The organism is uncultured Clostridium sp. (assembly GCF_947036855.1).
In the GTDB taxonomy this organism is placed as follows: domain Bacteria; phylum Bacillota; class Clostridia; order Clostridiales; family Clostridiaceae; genus Sarcina.
In genome coordinates this window covers 1-16,956 of sequence record NZ_CAMQRY010000004.1, presented here as the reverse complement: position 1 = coordinate 16,956, position 16,956 = coordinate 1, and the positions used below count along the sequence as shown (strand labels likewise).

Annotated in this window: 19 protein-coding genes; 17 read left to right on the top strand and 2 right to left on the bottom strand. The window is 30.1% G+C overall.

The window, feature by feature from the left end; translation table 11 throughout:
- Positions 1–9: 9 nt before the first annotated feature.
- A complete protein-coding gene (gene brnQ, locus Q0V15_RS01470; protein ID WP_297435291.1) occupies positions 10–1,302 on the bottom strand; it encodes a branched-chain amino acid transport system II carrier protein in 1,293 nt (430 codons plus the stop codon).
- A gap of 244 nt (positions 1,303–1,546) precedes the next feature.
- On the opposite strand from brnQ, the gene Q0V15_RS01465 reads away from it, so the two are divergent.
- From Q0V15_RS01465 to mreB, 16 genes are all read left to right on the top strand, one after another.
- Positions 1,547–2,725: an acetyl-CoA C-acetyltransferase gene (locus Q0V15_RS01465; RefSeq protein ID WP_297435289.1), complete on the top strand. Its 1,179-nt coding sequence runs from the start codon at positions 1,547–1,549 to the stop codon at positions 2,723–2,725.
- A gap of 579 nt (positions 2,726–3,304) precedes the next feature.
- Positions 3,305–3,658: an ATP synthase subunit I gene (locus Q0V15_RS01460; protein WP_297435287.1), complete on the top strand. Its 354-nt coding sequence runs from the start codon at positions 3,305–3,307 to the stop codon at positions 3,656–3,658.
- Between the two features lie 61 nt (positions 3,659–3,719).
- Positions 3,720–4,394 carry a F0F1 ATP synthase subunit A gene (locus tag Q0V15_RS01455; protein ID WP_297435285.1) on the top strand — a complete coding sequence of 225 codons (675 nt, stop codon included), beginning with the start codon at positions 3,720–3,722 and terminating at the stop codon, positions 4,392–4,394.
- A gap of 67 nt (positions 4,395–4,461) precedes the next feature.
- Positions 4,462–4,680 (top strand): ATP synthase F0 subunit C, encoded by a 219-nt coding sequence (gene atpE, locus Q0V15_RS01450; protein WP_297435283.1) that lies wholly within the window; start codon positions 4,462–4,464, stop codon positions 4,678–4,680.
- 181 nt (positions 4,681–4,861) lie between these two features.
- Positions 4,862–5,341, top strand: coding sequence for a F0F1 ATP synthase subunit B (locus tag Q0V15_RS01445; protein ID WP_297435281.1), 480 nt, complete (start codon positions 4,862–4,864; stop codon positions 5,339–5,341).
- A gap of 2 nt (positions 5,342–5,343) precedes the next feature.
- Positions 5,344–5,589: a FoF1 ATP synthase subunit delta gene (locus Q0V15_RS01440; RefSeq protein ID WP_297435279.1), complete on the top strand. Its 246-nt coding sequence runs from the start codon at positions 5,344–5,346 to the stop codon at positions 5,587–5,589.
- Between the two features lie 16 nt (positions 5,590–5,605).
- Entirely contained in the window at positions 5,606–7,108 is a 1,503-nt protein-coding gene (gene atpA, locus Q0V15_RS01435) for a F0F1 ATP synthase subunit alpha (RefSeq protein WP_297435277.1), read from the top strand.
- A gap of 51 nt (positions 7,109–7,159) precedes the next feature.
- Positions 7,160–8,065, top strand: coding sequence for an ATP synthase F1 subunit gamma (atpG, locus tag Q0V15_RS01430; RefSeq protein WP_297435275.1), 906 nt, complete (start codon positions 7,160–7,162; stop codon positions 8,063–8,065).
- Positions 8,066–8,086: 21 nt separating this feature from the next.
- Entirely contained in the window at positions 8,087–9,481 is a 1,395-nt protein-coding gene (gene atpD / locus Q0V15_RS01425; RefSeq protein ID WP_297435273.1) for a F0F1 ATP synthase subunit beta, read from the top strand.
- Positions 9,482–9,494: 13 nt separating this feature from the next.
- Positions 9,495–9,893: an ATP synthase F1 subunit epsilon gene (gene atpC / locus Q0V15_RS01420; protein ID WP_297435271.1), complete on the top strand. Its 399-nt coding sequence runs from the start codon at positions 9,495–9,497 to the stop codon at positions 9,891–9,893.
- 178 nt (positions 9,894–10,071) lie between these two features.
- Positions 10,072–10,674, top strand: a complete 603-nt coding sequence (locus tag Q0V15_RS01415; protein WP_297435269.1) for a hypothetical protein — start codon at positions 10,072–10,074, stop codon at positions 10,672–10,674.
- 21 nt (positions 10,675–10,695) lie between these two features.
- Positions 10,696–11,961: a UDP-N-acetylglucosamine 1-carboxyvinyltransferase gene (gene murA / locus Q0V15_RS01410; protein WP_297435267.1), complete on the top strand. Its 1,266-nt coding sequence runs from the start codon at positions 10,696–10,698 to the stop codon at positions 11,959–11,961.
- 110 nt (positions 11,962–12,071) lie between these two features.
- Complete coding sequence (gene spoIID, locus Q0V15_RS01405; RefSeq protein ID WP_297435265.1) at positions 12,072–13,190, top strand: stage II sporulation protein D; 1,119 nt, start codon at positions 12,072–12,074, stop codon at positions 13,188–13,190.
- A 150-nt stretch (positions 13,191–13,340) separates the two neighbouring features.
- Positions 13,341–14,063, top strand: coding sequence for a M23 family metallopeptidase (locus Q0V15_RS01400; protein WP_297435263.1), 723 nt, complete (start codon positions 13,341–13,343; stop codon positions 14,061–14,063).
- A gap of 63 nt (positions 14,064–14,126) precedes the next feature.
- The gene (gene spoIIID, locus Q0V15_RS01395) at positions 14,127–14,390 is read left to right on the top strand and encodes a sporulation transcriptional regulator SpoIIID (protein WP_297435261.1); all 264 of its coding nucleotides are present in this window, start codon (positions 14,127–14,129) and stop codon (positions 14,388–14,390) included.
- Positions 14,391–14,472: 82 nt separating this feature from the next.
- Positions 14,473–15,507: a rod shape-determining protein MreB gene (gene mreB, locus Q0V15_RS01390; RefSeq protein WP_297435259.1), complete on the top strand. Its 1,035-nt coding sequence runs from the start codon at positions 14,473–14,475 to the stop codon at positions 15,505–15,507.
- A 31-nt stretch (positions 15,508–15,538) separates the two neighbouring features.
- On the opposite strand, the gene yyaC is transcribed toward mreB, so the two are convergent.
- Positions 15,539–16,066 (bottom strand): spore protease YyaC, encoded by a 528-nt coding sequence (gene yyaC / locus Q0V15_RS01385; protein ID WP_297435257.1) that lies wholly within the window; start codon positions 16,064–16,066, stop codon positions 15,539–15,541.
- Between the two features lie 101 nt (positions 16,067–16,167).
- Here yyaC and Q0V15_RS01380 point away from each other — a divergent pair, with 101 nt between their 5' ends.
- Positions 16,168–16,761: a hypothetical protein gene (locus Q0V15_RS01380; protein WP_297435255.1), complete on the top strand. Its 594-nt coding sequence runs from the start codon at positions 16,168–16,170 to the stop codon at positions 16,759–16,761.
- The last annotated feature ends 195 nt before the right edge of the window (positions 16,762–16,956 follow it).

Below are 16,956 nucleotides of genomic sequence, written 5' to 3'. Positions count from 1 at the left end.
TTTATTTACTTATATAGCTGACTTTTGAATAGTTTTCTTGTTATTTAAATTAGTGCTTTTTCTAGGTGAATAATTACTAATTAAAAATACTATTACAAAGGGAATAATCCATCCAAACCCTATATTCGTAAGTGGAATGTAGTTCATGATATTGCTTATATTTGGAATTACATCAAGAATACTAAAAACTAATGTGATATATGCACAAAGTTTGAAAACTAAAGCATCTTTTATTATTGGTTTTAGCAGACTTAATATTATTACAACGATTGTTACAGGGTAAGCAACATTTAAGATAATAACTGATATAGAAATTATTTTGTTTAGCCCAATACTAGCTATTATTCCAGTGATAATTAACATAGAAATAACGGCTACATTATATTTAATTTTATTATTTGAAATTCTAACAAAAAAATCTGCACTAGCAGATAATAATCCGATAGAAGTTGCAAAGCATCCAATAGCAAGTACAATTTCAATAGCAATAGTTCCTATATTTCCAAGAAGTCTATCTGAAATCATAAGAAGTAGTGATGAGTTTGATAAATTATTACCTAAAGTTCCAGTTCTAGAACCAAGGTATATAAGCCCACCATAAACAACACAAAGACCAATCATAGCAAGAATAGAGGACTTAACTACAAGCATTATTTTATCTTCTCTTTTATAACCTTTTTTACTGATAGAAGACATTATAAGACTTGCAAAAATTATAGAAGCAATAGTATCCATTGTCTGGTATCCCTCTGTTAAAGCTTTAGAGAAAGAATTTATAGGATTAAAATTTGAATATGTACTAACAGGGTCAATAATTCCTTTAACAATTAATCCAATTAAAATAATTAAAAGAATAGGTGTTAAATATGTACCAACAAGCTCAATAATTCCAGATGGTCTAATAACTAAGAAAAATACTATTATTAAAAATACTATTAAAAATTCAATTATATTAGAATGTGGAAAGTTTGGTTTAACAGCTAATGCAAAAGTTGTAGCAGCTGTTCGAGGTAGTGCAAGTAATGGTCCAATTAAAAGGACTAATGCAATTGAAAATATTTTTGAAAAGTTTTTACCTATGGGTAAAGATAATTCTTCGAATTTTCCATGATTTTTCATACAAGCAACAAGACCAAGCATTGGTATAAATACACCAGTGGCACAAAATCCAATTATACCTAAATAAAATTCAGTTCCAACTGCTTGTCCAAGTTTTGGTGGAAATATTAAGTTCCCAGCTCCGAAGAATAGAGAAAACAAGGCAAATCCTATAATTATAAAATCTTTTGTTTTTTTATTCATAAATTTTCCTTTCTATATATTTATAAGCTGATATAAATATGAGTTTATTATATTTTGAGTCAGTTACATAATAACAAAAATGAAAAATAAAAACAAATTAGAAACAGAATGATGATTTGTTCATAAAAATAGTTTTATTTAAAGTTTGTATAAATTTTAACAAAGTATTGAATAAAAGAAATTTAATGGGTATAATGGGATTATATTGAAAAATATAAGTAAGTGTTTTAGGGGGATATGAGAAATGAGAGATGTAGTTATAGTAAGTGCAGTTAGAACAGCACTTGGTACTTTTGGTGGGAGTTTAAAGGATATTTCAGCTGTTGATTTGGGTGCATTAGTAATAAAGGAAGCAGTAAGTAGAGCTGGAGTTCCAGTAGAACAAATTGATGAGGTATTAATGGGGAATGTTATACAAGCTGGTCTTGGACAAAATGTAGCAAGACAGGCAGCGGTTAAGGCAGGACTTCCAGTAGAAGTTCCAGCAATGACTATAAATAAAGTATGTGGTTCAGGGCTTAGAACTGTTTCACTTGCAGCTCAAATGATAAAAGCTGGTGATGCAGATATAATTGTAGCTGGTGGAATGGAAAATATGTCACAAGGACCTTATGTTTTAAATACAGCTAGATATGGTCAAAGAATGGGTAATGGTCAGATGGTAGATACAATGGTAAATGATGCATTAACAGATGCATTTGAAGGTTATCATATGGGTATAACTGCTGAAAATATAGCAGAAAAATGGGAACTTACAAGAGAAATGCAAGATGAATTTGCAGCAAATTCTCAAAATAAAGCAGAAGCAGCTATAAAGGCTGGAAAATTTAAAGATGAAATAGTTCCAGTTGTTATACCTCAAAGAAAAGGTGAGCCAATAGTATTTGATACAGATGAGTTCCCAAGATCAGGGGTAACAGCAGCGGGTCTTGCAAAACTTAGACCAGCATTTAAAAAAGGTGGAACAGTAACAGCGGCAAACTCTTCAGGAATTAATGATGGAGCGGCAGCAGTTGTAGTTATGAGTGCTGAAAAAGCTGAAGAACTTGGAATAAAGCCAATGGTTAAAATTTTATCATATGGTTCAAAAGGACTTGATCCATCAATAATGGGATATGGACCATTTGCAGCAACTAAGAAAGCTTTAGAAGGGACAGGACTTACAGTTAATGATTTAGATTTAATTGAAGCAAATGAAGCTTTTGCAGCTCAAAGTTTAGCAGTAGCTAAAGATTTAGAGTTTGATATGAGTAAAGTTAATGTTAATGGTGGAGCTATAGCAATTGGACATCCAGTTGGAGCTTCAGGAACAAGAATACTTGTAACATTACTTCATGAAATGCAAAGAACAGATGCAAAGAGAGGACTAGCTACTCTTTGTATAGGTGGTGGACTTGGAACTGCATTAATAGTTGAAAAGTAAAATATAGTCAAGGGCAATTTATTTCTAAGAAGTCTAATATGATATTAGGCTTCTTTTTTTGAAAAAAATTTAAAGAAACTAACATAAAAATATATGAAATGAGGAAAAAAAGCATATTTTTTAGTAAAAGTAACAAGAAATATCTATTTTTATAAAAAAAGTTACAAAAATAAAAATAAAAATATGAAATAAAAATATTTATATACTTCAAGCGTAATTTAAATTAGATAAGAGATAAAATATATGTGTGAAATAAATTCATTAAAATAGTTAAAAAATTAACATATTACTAAAAAAAAAGCTATAATAGTGATATATAGATATAAGGTTGAAAAAGTATATTGATTTAAAGTATTAATAAAAATAGAATATTCTGAAAATTGCAAGTTTAGCTAGTTGTAAAATCTTTTTAAACAGAATATGAAGTAAACGTTAATAAAATGGAGTAAATTTAAAATATTAGCAATATAAACGCTTTAAATTGCTAAATACTCAAAAATATAGCTAAAATATAGGTTTTTAAAAAATTAACTTTCAACATATAATAACTTGAGGATATTCCCAAGTAGGAGGTAAGAAGTGGACAAGAGAAAAAAAGATATGATTTTATTCGTTTCGAAGACAAATTTAATAATGGCTTTTCTTGTAGCTCTAATTATTTCTTTTTTTGATATATTTATGGCAATAGCATTTATAGCTGGAACAATTACGGCACTTATAAATTTTATTATTAACGCTTATGTGGTTGATAAAGCTTTTAAAGGTATCAAAAAAAAAGCTAGGATATTTATCCAACTAAGTTTTGTGATAAGAATGTTACTTATTTTAGGAGTAGCAGTATTATTTCGAGGGAATCATATAAATCTTATAATTTATTTAGTAGGTTTTATATTCCATCAAGTAGCAATATTTATTTATGCTAGAAAAAAATAGTTATATCTTATATATTGCAATACATAACTAAAAATTAAATATAAGAGAGGGAGTGAATTAGATGCATATATTTGAACCTATGTTCACTATAAAACTTGGTTCTTTAGTTTTACCAAGTTTCCTAATAATGCAATGGGCCGTAATGTTACTTATAATCATTGTAGCTGCTATTATAACAGCAAAGATGACTATGAAACCAGGGAAAGTCCAGGCAGTAGCAGAGATGTTCTACGAATCAGTTGAAAAAATTGTAGTAGGTAATATAGGAAAAAGCGGAGCGAAGTTCATACCATTTATTGGAACACTTATGATATACATATTACTATTAAACTATGTTGGTTTATTAGGTATAGCTCCACCAACTAAAAATCTTAACATAACTGCTGGTTTTGCAATCGTTGTATTCTTAGTAGTACATGGAAATGCAATAGCAGAAAGAGGAATAGTTGGCTATATTAAAGGATACTTCAGTCACGGTATTGCAATGTTACCATTAAACTTAATGGAAACAGTAATATTCCCAGTATCTTTAGCATTAAGACTTTTCGGTAATATGCTAGCGGCGGCAATCGTCTTAGAGTTAGTATACGAAGGTCTTGCACACATAACATGGGCAGCCCAAATAGGGTTACCAATAATAGCACACGGATTCTTCGACGTATTTGACGGAACAATCCAAATGATAGTGTTTGTAATGTTAACTGTTATTAATATTAAAATAGTTGCAAAACACTAGAATTAACTAATTTAATCTAATTTAATCAAAATCTAAAATAAAAATTAAAATCAGGAGGTATCTTATAATGGATATGACAGTATTAGCAGCAGGAATCGCGGTATTAGCAGGTATAGGAGCAGGAGTTGGAATAGGGATAGCAACAGGAAGAGCAACAGAAGCAATCGCTAGACAACCAGAAGCATCAGATAAGATCCAAAGTTTATTCATAATGGGAGCTGGTCTTTCAGAGGCTACAGCTATTTATGGATTCGTAGTAGCAATAATATTATTATTCGTTAAATAATTTTTATTTAACAAGTAAATTATAAAATAATGAAATCAGCCGATAAAATTAGTTATAAACTATAAAATTTTCGGCTTTTTTAGATGTTTAATTAGTATTTTAAACATTATTTATTTAAGTAATCAGTAAATTTATGAAAATAAAAACAATTATTTAAATGCTACGAAGGGAGAATTTACATATGGAATTTAAATGGCAAACTATGGTGGCTGCAATAGTCAACTTACTTATATTAGTCTTTATATTAAGACATTTCTTCTGGGCTAAAGTAAAAAAAGCTATACAAGATAGACAAGATGCTATCAATGAAAAATTAGCAAGTGCAGATAGAGCTAGAGAAGAAGCAGCAAAGCTAAAAGCTAAAAATGAAGAAATTTTAAAAGCAGCTCAAGAAGAAGGTAAAAGAATCATAGCAGAAAAGAAAACTGCTGCTGAGGAACTTTACAATAAGATTGTTGCTAAGGCAGAAGTTGATGCAGCAGATTTAAAAGTTAAAGCTAATGAGCAAATAGCTATAGATGTAGCTAAAGCACAACTTACTCTTAAAGAGCAAGTTATTGATTTAGCTACAGAGTTATCTAAGAAAGCAATAGAAGGATCAATGGATGAAGAAAAGCATAGAGCTGTCATCGATACATATATCGAGAAAGTAGGTATGTAATTATGATTTCAGGAAATAAGAGTATTTATAAAGGTATAGTTAAAACAGTTGTACCTTTAACAGATGCACAAGTTACAAAACTATTAGCTAAATTAGAAGCTAAATATAATAAAAAAATTGAACTTAAGCAAATAATCGATAAAAATATTATCGGTGGACTTTATATTCAAGTTGAAAATGAATTTATAGATGCAACTGTAAATTCACAGTACAAAGAGATGAAAGAGTTAATGCTTAATAGAAAATAAAAGGTGGTGAGTCTATATGCATATTAAAACAGATGGATTATCTTCAGAATTAAAAGAAGAAGTTAAAGGTTATAAGAAAGAGCTAAAAACAATAGACTCAGGGACTATAATAGAAGTTGGAGACGGTGTTGCTAGAGTTGACGGTCTTAACAGTTGTATGCAAGGAGAACTTATTGAGTTCGAAAATGGTACAGTTGGAATGGCTCTTAACTTAGAGAATGATAACGTTGGAGTTGTATTATTAGGAACTGAAAAAGGTTTAGGTGAAGGTACAAAAGCTCAAAGTACAGGGAAAGTTGCAGAAGTACCAGTTGGTGAAGCATTCCTTGGAAGAGTTGTTGACGCTTTAGGAAACCCTATAGATGGAAAAGGAACTATAGCAAATGATGGTTTTAGACCAGTTGAAGCAAAAGCTCCAGCAGTTTTAGATAGAACTCCAGTTCATCAACCAATGCAAACAGGAATCAAAGCTATTGATGCTATGATACCAGTTGGTAAAGGTCAAAGAGAACTTATAATTGGTGATGCAGGAACAGGTAAAACAGCAGTTGGACTTGATTCAATAATCAACCAAAAAGGTAAAAATGTTAAGTGTGTATATGTTGCTATAGGACAAAAGCAATCAAATGTTGCTAATGTTTACAACATATTAAATGAAGCAGGAGCTATGGAGTATACTACAATAGTTTCAGCAGCAGCATCAGAAGCAGCAGCACTTCAATTTATAGCACCTTATGCTGGAGTGGCAATGGCTGAGTACTTCATGTGGAAGGGTGATGATGTTTTAATAGTTTATGATGATTTATCAAAGCAAGCTGTAGCATATAGAACATTATCATTACTACTTAGAAGATCACCAGGTAGAGAAGCTTACCCAGGAGATGTATTCTACATTCACTCAAGATTATTAGAGAGAGCAGCTAAGCTTTCTTATGAAAATGGTGGTGGTTCAATAACTGCTTTACCAATAATCGAAACATTAGCAGGAGATGTAGCAGCATATGTTCCAACAAATGTTATTTCAATAACAGATGGTCAAATATTCTTAGAAAAATCATTATTTGATGCAGGACAAAAGCCAGCTATTAATCCAGGGATATCAGTTTCAAGAGTTGGTGGAAGTGCTCAAACTAAAGCTATGAAGCAAGTTGCTAAAAGCTTAAGACTTGACCTTGCACAATTTAAAGAACTTGAGTCATTCTCACAATTCGGAGCAGAGCTTGATAAAGATACTGCAGACAGAATTGAAAAAGGAAAGAGAGTTCAAGAAGTTTTAAAACAAAATGAGTTCTCACCAAGAGATGTTTCAGAGCAGGTTGTAGTTATGTACGCTGCTATAAATGATTACTTAAGTGATATAGAAGTTGGAAATGTAGTTAAATTCGAAAGAGAATTTGTAGAATTTATGCATTCAAACTACCCTAACATACTTAGCTCAATAGATGGTGAAGCTAAGATAATAGATTCAACAGAAGCAGATTTAAAAGTTGCTATAGTTGAGTTCAAAAAAAATTTTTAGGATAAGCATAGCTTTTTAAGCTATGCCATCTTTTAAGATAGGAGGTGTAGTATGCCAGCAGGTGGATTATTAGCTTTAAAAAATAGAGTTAAGAGTGTTAAAACAACTAAGAAAACAACTAAGGCTATGTCGCTTATTTCTGCTTCAAAGATGAAAAAAGCAAGAGTTAAGCTTAAGCAAAATGAAGTTTACTTTAGTAATTTAAAACATATGGGAAATAAAATATTTATGATCTCAGACAATCCAGAGAAAAATATATTAGCAATGGATAATTTAGAAGATAAAAAATTATACGTAGTTCTTGCTTCAGATACAGGTTTATGTGGTGGTTTTAATGGTAATGGATTATCATATTTAGCACATAAAGCAAATAATAACAATCAGGAAATGAAAGAAATTTCTGTTATATTATCAGGTAAAAGAGCGAGATATTATGCTAATAAGCATGGATTCACTAAGGTGAAAGAATATAAAGACCCTAATGATAGAATTACTATAAAAGAAGCAAGAGTAATGGCTTCAGACTTAGTTGATTTATTCTTACACAAAGGTTATGGAGAAATTAGTTTAGTTTATACAAAGTTTATTAGTGCCGGTAAGCAAAATGTAGTTGAAGAAAAGATATTACCATTTGCTTTAGGTGAGACTAATGAAGTGATAGAAGAACTAGATTATGATATGGAACCATATTCAGAAGAAGTAGTTTCTGATTACATAATGAGACAAATTGAAGCACAACTTATAAATGCTGTATATCATTCAAAAACTAGTGAACATAGTGCAAGAATGATGGCGATGGACAATGCAACAAAAAATGCAGGGAAAATGGCTATTGAACTTGAAGCTAAGTACAATAGATTAAGACAGGGTGCTATTACACAGGAAATTGCTGAAATTATCGGTGGATTAGAAGCAAGTAAAAAGAAGAAGAAGAAAAAAGAAGAAATAAAAAAATAAGAGGCAAAGGAGGTAGTTTAGATGTCAAAGAATATAGGTAAAGTTGTTCAGGTTTTAGGACCAGTTGTTGATATGAGATTCGAAGATAAAGTACCTGGTATATATAATGCTATTGAAATAGAATTAAACGGGCAAATACTTACTTGTGAAGTAGCACAACATATAGGAAATAAAACAGTTAGAGCAATTGCTATGGATTTAACAGAAGGACTACAAAGAGGATTAGAAGTTGTTGATACAGGTAATCCTATTTCAGTACCAGTAGGGGAAGCAGTTTTAGGAAGAGTATTTGACGTTCTTGGAAACCCAATAGATGGGAAAGGTCCAATTGAGACTGAGAAAAGAATGCCAATACATAGAGCAGCTCCATCTTTCTTTGAGCAATCAATCAAACCAGAAATGTTTGAAACAGGAATAAAAGTTATAGATTTAATGGCTCCATACCAAATGGGTGGAAAAACTGGTCTATTTGGAGGAGCTGGAGTTGGTAAAACAGTACTTATACAAGAGCTTATCCATAACATAGCTAAAGGACACGGTGGATTATCAGTATTCGCTGGAGTTGGGGAAAGATCAAGAGAAGGTAAAGACCTTATACTTGAGATGACAGATTCAGAAGTTATCCATAAAGCTGCATTAGTATTTGGACAAATGAATGAATCACCAGGAGCTAGAATGAGAGTTGCTTTAACAGCACTTACAATGGCAGAAAACTTCAGAGATCAAGGACAAGACGTTCTTGTATTTATAGATAATATCTTTAGATATTCTCAAGCTGGATCAGAAGTTTCAGCTTTACTTGGAAGAATACCATCAGCAGTTGGATACCAACCAACACTTGCTAATGAAATGGGAGACTTACAAGAAAGAATAACATCAACAAAGAAAGGATCTATAACATCAGTTCAAGCAGTTTATGTTCCAGCTGATGACTTAACAGATCCAGCACCAGCTAATACATTTGCTCACTTAGATTCTAAAACTGTTCTTGCTAGAGCATTAACAGAAATCGGAATTTATCCAGCAGTTGACCCATTAGCATCATCATCAAGAATCTTACAACCAAAAGTTGTTGGAGAAGAGCATTATGAAACAGCTATGAGAGTTAAAACAATATTAGCTAGATATGCAGAACTTCAAGATATAATAGCTATCCTTGGATTAGAAGAATTATCAGATGAAGATAAAAAAGTTGTTGCAAGAGCTAGAAGAATTCAAAAGTTCTTCTCACAACCACTTCATGTTGCTGAGCAATTTAACGGATTCCCAGGACTATATGTTCCAGTATCAGAAACTATCAGAAGTTTTAAAGAAATCTTAGAAGGAAAGTATGATCACTTACCAGAAGGGTTATTCTTAGACTGTGGAGCTGTAGAAGACGTTGTAGAAAAAGCTAAAGCTAAAGGAATAATCTAATAGGAGGTTAGTTATGAAGGTATTTAACCTACTAATATCAACACCAGAAGAAATGTTCTTCGAAGGTGATGTTAGATCAATAAAAGCTAAAACATCTTTTGGACAATTCCAAATGCTTGCAGATTTTGAGCCTTTTGTAGCTTCATTAAGACCATGTATACTTACATTGGTTGATGAAAATGGAACTTCAAAGCAATATGCTATTTCAGAAGGAATTATTGAAACTAAAGGTGACAGTGTTGTCATCTGTGTTAATACAATAGAAGCTAAAGAAAGCATTAACTTAGAAAAAGCAGAAGAATCAAAAGTTCGTGCAGAGCAAAGAGTTAATTCAAAAGATTATAAAATAGAAAAAGATAGAGCTAAAAATGCTTTAGATAGAGCTAAAGCAAGAATAGAATTATCAAAATAAGAAGTAGTAGGTACAGTATTGTACCTACTACTTTTTTGTTTTGATATAGTAAAATACTAAATGTCATTTGCACATAATATTCACAAATATAAGGACTTTAGAATATCTTTATAATATAAAAAGAAAATGATTATTTTACAGAAAAATGGATATACTTACCTGATAGAGAGGTGAGTTTATGAAAAAAATGGTTTCATTTATTATGTTATATGTATTTGTAGGAATTTTTTTAGGTTCAGGAGCTAGTTATAGTAAAATAGAATATTATGATAGTGTTAGAACAGAACACAATATCATAGAGCAAGGGATAAAAGTACAATATAAGGATGATATTTCACCACAAGAGTTAAAAGAGTTCTTAGGTATAACTGGTGAATTAAAAATATATGGAAAAAATATAGCATATAAGCATAATGATGAAAAGTTTTTGATTGAATTAAAATATATAGATTCATTTGTTGAATTAGAAATAATACTTAAAGATAATAAAACAGATATAGAGGAATTAGAAAAAATATTTAAAGATAAATTTAAAGATAAAAAAAACCTAGATATTTTTACCTATATTAAAGGTAAAGTAAATGATAACCATAATTTAAAAAGCATTAATTTAGAAGGGAATTATAATGTTAAAAGTATTGAAAATTTAGAAATAGATAATGGATATACTGGAGTTATAACTTTGAAAAATAATGAACAGTTAAATTATGCAATTAAAAATTATGGAAAGGACGACAATTATATAATTGTTGGAAGCCCTGTAATATTCATTTCGTATTAGGAAGAATAATGGAGGACTTATATGAAAAAGATAGTAATTAAAGGTGGAAATTTATTAAGTGGTGAAGTTGATATAAGTGTAGCTAAAAATGCAGTTTTACCAATAATGGCAGCTACAATTCTTTCAGATGATATTATTAAAATAGAAGAATGTCCTATGCTTGAAGATGTACGTATACTTAGTGAAATACTATTAGATGTAGGGTGCGAGGTTGATTTTGATAAACAAGATGGTAGTTTGAATATATGCAGTAATGGTATAAAAAAATATACAGCTGATTGTGATTTAGTGCAAATGCTTAGAGGGTCATTTTTAATTATGGGACCTATGATTGCGAAGTATAAAAAATTTACATTAGCATGTCCAGGAGGTTGCCAAATAGGTAGTAGACCAATAGATTTGCACTTAAAAGGTTTTGAAGCACTTGGTGCAAAAGTAACACAAAGTTATGGATTTATCGAAATTACAGGAGAAAATTTACATGGTGGAAATATATATTTAGATTTTCCATCAGTTGGTGCAACTGAAAATATAATGATGCTTGCATCACTTACTAAAGGTAGAACAATTATAGGCAATCCAGCATTAGAACCAGAGATTGAGGATTTAGCAAATTTTCTTAATGCTATGGGAGCAAGAGTTCAGTTTAATGTTAATTCAAGTATTATAATTGATGGAGTAGAAAGTTTAAGTGGAGTAAGCTACAAACCTATATATGATAGGATTGAAGCAGGGACATTTATGGTAGCGGCTGCAATTACTAAGTCACAGATTAGGCTTAATGGAGTTAATGAAGAACATTTAAAACCAGTTATAGAAAAATTAAGAGAAATAGGTTGTAGTATAGAAATTGAGGCTGGTGGTGATATAGCAATAGTTAATGGTGGAAGCATAATTGGAAATACTGATATTAAAACATTACCACACCCAGGATATCCAACAGATATGCAATCACAGATGATGACATTGTTAAGTATAGGAATTGGAACTAGTATAATTGAAGAAAATATTTTTGAAAATAGATTTATGAATGTTGCAGAACTTAGAAAAATGGGTGCGAATATTAAAATAAAAGGCACTACAGCAATAATAGAAGGCACTGAAAGATTGTTTGGAACAACAGTAAAGGCTTGTGATTTAAGGTCGGGAGCAGCACTTATTATTGCAGGACTTATAGCCGATGGTGAAACTATTATAGAAGATATTCATCATATAGATAGAGGCTATGTAACTATTGAAGAGAAATTTAGACTCTTAGGAGCAGATATAAAAAGAATTAATATGTAGCGTTAAGTGAGTAAATTTTTACTCACTTATTTTTATATTATGTAATATATGATAATAGACGATACATATATATGTAGAGAATATATCTAAAGTGTAAGAGGGAAATTATTATGAAAAAAATAAATTTAAGCAAAATAAAAATCATATTAAGAAATTTTATAAATCTATCTATAAAAACTATAAAAAATATCAATATATCTAAGTTTAAGCATTTAATAACTATTGCTATAGTATTAATTTTAATATTTTTAATCCCGATAGTTTTTGGAAGTATGAGTAATGGAAGTTATGAAAAAATAAATCAAACTGAAAAAAACAATGCGATAAATAAATTTTCTTTAGGAAAAGGTAAGTTAATTGATATAGATACATCTATTGTTAAAGTTTATACGAGTGATAAAGTTATAAAAGAAGTTAATTTAGAAGATTATGTGAAGGGTGTTGTGAGTACAGAATTGCCACTTTCATTTGAAGTGGAAGCTATGAAGGCTCAGGGGATACTTGCAAGAACTTTTGTGCTTAGTAAAATGATTACACCATGTAGCACAGCAAAAGAGCATGGTGGAGTAATTTGTGATACGGTACATTGCCAAGTATATAAACCAATGGAAGAAAGAATAAGTACTATGGGAAGCAAATCAGATAAGTTTAGGGAAAAAGTTGAATCTGCGGTAAATAAAACAAAGAATGAAGTATTAACATATGAGGGGTTACTAGTTAGATATCCACAATATTTTTCAATGAGTTCTGGTAAGACTGAAAATGGTAGTGATGTTTTTAAAACAGATGCTAAATATTTAAAATCAGTTGTAAGTGTTTGGGATGAAGATTTACCGAATTTTAACGTTACAACAGAATATAGTAATAGCGAGTTTGTACAAATAGTAAATAATAAATATCCTAAAGCAAATTTACAAGAGAGTAATTTGAAAAGTTTAGTTAAGATACTAAGTAGAACTGATGGGGGAAGTGTTGAGCAAATAAGACTTGGTGATGTTTCTATAAAAGGTACTGATTTTAGAATGATGTTTAATATTAGATCTGCAAATTTTACAATAGATTTTGGTGATGGTGTAAAAATAAATTGTAAGGGATATGGTCATGGTGTAGGAATGAGTCAGTGGGGAGCTAATTCTATGGCAAAAGAGGGAAATGACTTTGAAGAAATTATTAAACATTATTATACGGGAGTAGAAATAACAAATATAAAAAATACAAGGGTTGAGTAGAAAAAGACTGTAATTTATTTGAAAAAAATAGATTGCAGTCTTTTTTTGCTTTTATTTGAAAAAAAATGACGAAATAAAAGTATAAAAAACTTAAAAGTATGTGTATTAATTATAGATTTATAGGACAGACTATTAAACGGAGGTGTTGACATGGAAAAAATAATGGAGTTTTTAAAAAGAAATAGTTTTTATGTAATTTTAAGTGTTTGCTTAGTAGTATTGGGTGCTGTTGCATTAGCGACAGGAAGCAATAAAGGTGAGGAAACAGCAAAGAAGCCTGTTGCTACAAATGTAGAGAAGGGTGAGGAAGAAACAGGTAAACAAATCGAAGGTGCTGAACTTGTTAAAGATGAAGAAATAGAAAAACAAGAGAAGGCTAAAGATGAAAAAACATCAATAAAGGAAGAGACAGAAGTTCAAACAAATGCTAAACCAAGCTCAGAGTTTATAGATCCAGTAAAAGATGGTCTAGTAACAAGAGAGTTTAATATAACACCAAGAATTGAAAAAGATGGAAAGTCAGCAAATGTTTATAAAGGTATTGATATTGAAGCTATAAAAGGTACGGATGTAGTATCAATTGCTGATGGAGAAGTTTTACAAGCTCAAAGTGGAGATTCAAGAGAAGGTAACTATGTAACTATAAAACAAGCAAATGGAATAGTAGTTATGTATGGAAACTTAGATTCAAAGTTGAATGTTAAACAAGGGGATAAAATTACTCAAGGAACAGTAGTTGGAAAAGTTGGAGCATCAATAAAAGGTAATCCAACAGATAGAGTATCAAAAGAGTATTTATTATTACATGTTGAAAAGGAAAGAGAAGCTATTAATCCTTTAGATGTATTTAAAAATTTGAAAATTAAAAAATAATTAAAAGCCAGTCTATTTTAAAATAGGCTGGCTAATAATTAACTATTTTAGGAGGATGTATTTATGAAAGATTATATTGAAGAGAGAGTTTTAGAAGTGGCAAAATATATAATAGATTCTAAATCTACAATAAGAAGAACAGCTAAAATTTTTGGCGTGAGTAAAAGTACAATACATAAAGATATGACTGAGAGATTACCGAAAATAAATGTAACGATTGCAGATGAAGCTAAGTTTATTTTAGATATAAATAAATCAGAGCGGCATATAAGAGGTGGTAATGCCACAAAATTAAAATATAAAGTAGTTGATGGTAGACTATTATAAGTATATAATGGGTATAATGAGAAAAAATGTAAAATAAGATAGAAAAAGATAGGAATATGAAAAGGAATGGGGAGTGCAAAATATGTGGTTTTTTAATAATGGATCGGATATGGGGATAGATTTAGGTACGGCAACTGTGCTTGTTCATGTAAAAGGTAAAGGTATAGTAGTTCAAGAACCATCTGTAGTAGCAATTGATAAAAATAGAAATCAAGTTTTAGCTGTTGGTGAAGAAGCAAGACAAATGATAGGAAGAACACCAGGAAATATAGTAGCAATTAGACCACTTAGAAATGGTGTAATATCAGATTATGATGTAACAGAAAAAATGCTTCAATATTTTATAAAAAGGTGTACAGGTAAAACAAGACTTGGAGCACCAAGAGTAATGATATGTATACCATCACAAGCAACAGAGGTTGAAAAAAGAGCAGTAATGGATGCAGCAAGAAATTCAGGGGCTAGAAGTGTGTATCTTGTAGAAGAACCACTTGCGGCAGCAGTTGGAGCTGGAATAGATATTTCAGAACCAAATGGAAGAATGGTTGTGGATATTGGTGGTGGTACATGTGATATAGCAGTAATTTCACTTGGTGGAATAGTTGTTAGATCATCTTTAAAAGTTGCTGGAGATACTTTTGATGAAGCTATAATAAGATATGTTAGAACTTATTATAAGCTAATGATTGGTGAAAGAACAGCAGAAGAACTAAAAATAAAAGTTGGGTCTGCAGTAGAAGGACTAAGAGCTGAAAAATTAGCTATAAAAGGTAGGAATTTAGTTACTGGACTACCTGATGAAGTTATAATTTCATCAGAACAAGTAAGAGAAGCTGTGGCTGACTCTGTAAAAGCAATAGCTGATAATTTACACTCAGTGTTAGAAAGAACACCACCAGAGCTTGCAGCAGATATAATGGAAGCTGGGATATTAATGACTGGTGGAGGAGCACTTTTATATGGTTTAGATAAATATTTAGAGGATATGACAGGAGTATCAGTCAGAGTTGCAGAAGGTGCTATTAGTTGTGTAGCTAATGGAGTTGGACAAATATTAGAAGTATATTCAAAAATGAATGTAAGTATGGAAGAAGAAGAAGTTAAACTTATAAAATAAGAAAAACACTAGTTTAAAGCTAGTGTTTTTCTTATTTTATAATATTATTTAATGAATATGCAGTAAGTAATGAGTTGCTAATAGTATTAGCCATATCCATTATTAAACTTAATCTAATTGATTTATTAGAGAATGCTTCATATTTGTTAGATTCATCAACGATTCCAATTATTGATAAATCACCAATTGATGGTAGAACTTTTCCAACCCCTTTTCCAGGCTTTAATGGATCGTGTCTAAGGTGGATTTCACCAATTGCGGATGATGAGCCAAGGCAAGCGTCTATTGCTATTATAGTCTTGTTTTGGAATTTTTTTTGGATTTTTGGAACTTCTATATTTATATTAAGTGCATGTATAGGGTTTTTTAAATCTCCAAATACAGGAAGTGGAAAGTTTTTATCTTTTAAAATAGTACCTATTAAAGGGCCAAGACAGTCACCTATACACTTGTCGGTACCTATACAAACAATTATAGCATTATCAATATAGTCTTTTAAAGAGTGTGCTAAATTAAAATATGCTAATGGATCTGAGTAATAAATTTTAACTTTATTCAAGAACTCGCCTCCTTTATAAATATATATGAAAAAAAATAGAATCATATAAGTATAAAATTAGTAAAATTGACCATCATTAATAATACGAGGTGATATATTATATGAAGAAAAAATACTTATCGATACTACTTATTTTTATTACATTAATTTTAAGTGTAGAAATGATTATTTCTAATAATAGAGAAGAGGAAGAGTATATATTTACAGCTAATGATAAAAATGAAAATAAGATATTAGAGACAGATGTAAATAAATTTTTTGAAGATTTAGATACTCAAAAAAGTAATGAGAGTAAAAAGAATAATACTAATGAGGATATCAAAATTGAAAATATAGAGTATAATAATAAAGAAGATATAAAAGAAGATATTATAAAAGTTGAAGAGTTTGATGAGAGTAAAGATATAAAAAATATAAATAAAACTAAAAAGGAAGAAATATTTAAAGTTGATAAAAATAAAATTTTAAGTATTATGCCAAATAGCGAAAAAATGAAATTAGTAAAACTTTTTTCTAAGTTATCAATGAGTGATTATGCATTTGTATTAGATAGTATAAAAAATGATAGTGAGATAAAATGTATAACAAAAATAGATGAAGTGTTGTCTAAAAGGTTAGAAATAAAAGATTATAAGGTAGCTAGAGATATATTTGATAAATATATAAATTTAAACGTTATAAAAAAAATGAATTAATAATTAAATGGAAGAAAAAAGGCGAAAATGAGATATATACAAATTTAATTTGATTATATGGATAAAATCTGATTTGAAATGATGCTTAAGAAGTTATATACTAACTATTGTCGGTTAGAGAAACACGCTAATGACAATAAAATATGCTGGCATGGCTCAATTGGCAGAGCAGCTGATTTGTAATCAGCAGGTTAT

Coding starts and splice junctions, on each gene's coding strand:
- atpG (WP_297435275.1), top strand. CDS start 7,160: ATGCCAGCAGGTGGATTATTAGCTTTAAAAAATAGAGTTAAGAGTGTT.
- Q0V15_RS01455 (WP_297435285.1), top strand. CDS start 3,720: ATGCATATATTTGAACCTATGTTCACTATAAAACTTGGTTCTTTAGTT.
- Q0V15_RS01400 (WP_297435263.1), top strand. CDS start 13,341: ATGGAAAAAATAATGGAGTTTTTAAAAAGAAATAGTTTTTATGTAATT.
- atpC (WP_297435271.1), top strand. CDS start 9,495: ATGAAGGTATTTAACCTACTAATATCAACACCAGAAGAAATGTTCTTC.
- spoIIID (WP_297435261.1), top strand. CDS start 14,127: ATGAAAGATTATATTGAAGAGAGAGTTTTAGAAGTGGCAAAATATATA.
- spoIID (WP_297435265.1), top strand. CDS start 12,072: ATGAAAAAAATAAATTTAAGCAAAATAAAAATCATATTAAGAAATTTT.
- atpD (WP_297435273.1), top strand. CDS start 8,087: ATGTCAAAGAATATAGGTAAAGTTGTTCAGGTTTTAGGACCAGTTGTT.
- Q0V15_RS01445 (WP_297435281.1), top strand. CDS start 4,862: ATGGAATTTAAATGGCAAACTATGGTGGCTGCAATAGTCAACTTACTT.
- atpE (WP_297435283.1), top strand. CDS start 4,462: ATGGATATGACAGTATTAGCAGCAGGAATCGCGGTATTAGCAGGTATA.
- Q0V15_RS01380 (WP_297435255.1), top strand. CDS start 16,168: ATGAAGAAAAAATACTTATCGATACTACTTATTTTTATTACATTAATT.
- brnQ (WP_297435291.1), bottom strand. CDS start 1,302: ATGAATAAAAAAACAAAAGATTTTATAATTATAGGATTTGCCTTGTTT.
- Q0V15_RS01440 (WP_297435279.1), top strand. CDS start 5,344: ATGATTTCAGGAAATAAGAGTATTTATAAAGGTATAGTTAAAACAGTT.
- Q0V15_RS01415 (WP_297435269.1), top strand. CDS start 10,072: ATGAAAAAAATGGTTTCATTTATTATGTTATATGTATTTGTAGGAATT.
- murA (WP_297435267.1), top strand. CDS start 10,696: ATGAAAAAGATAGTAATTAAAGGTGGAAATTTATTAAGTGGTGAAGTT.
- atpA (WP_297435277.1), top strand. CDS start 5,606: ATGCATATTAAAACAGATGGATTATCTTCAGAATTAAAAGAAGAAGTT.
- mreB (WP_297435259.1), top strand. CDS start 14,473: ATGTGGTTTTTTAATAATGGATCGGATATGGGGATAGATTTAGGTACG.
- Q0V15_RS01465 (WP_297435289.1), top strand. CDS start 1,547: ATGAGAGATGTAGTTATAGTAAGTGCAGTTAGAACAGCACTTGGTACT.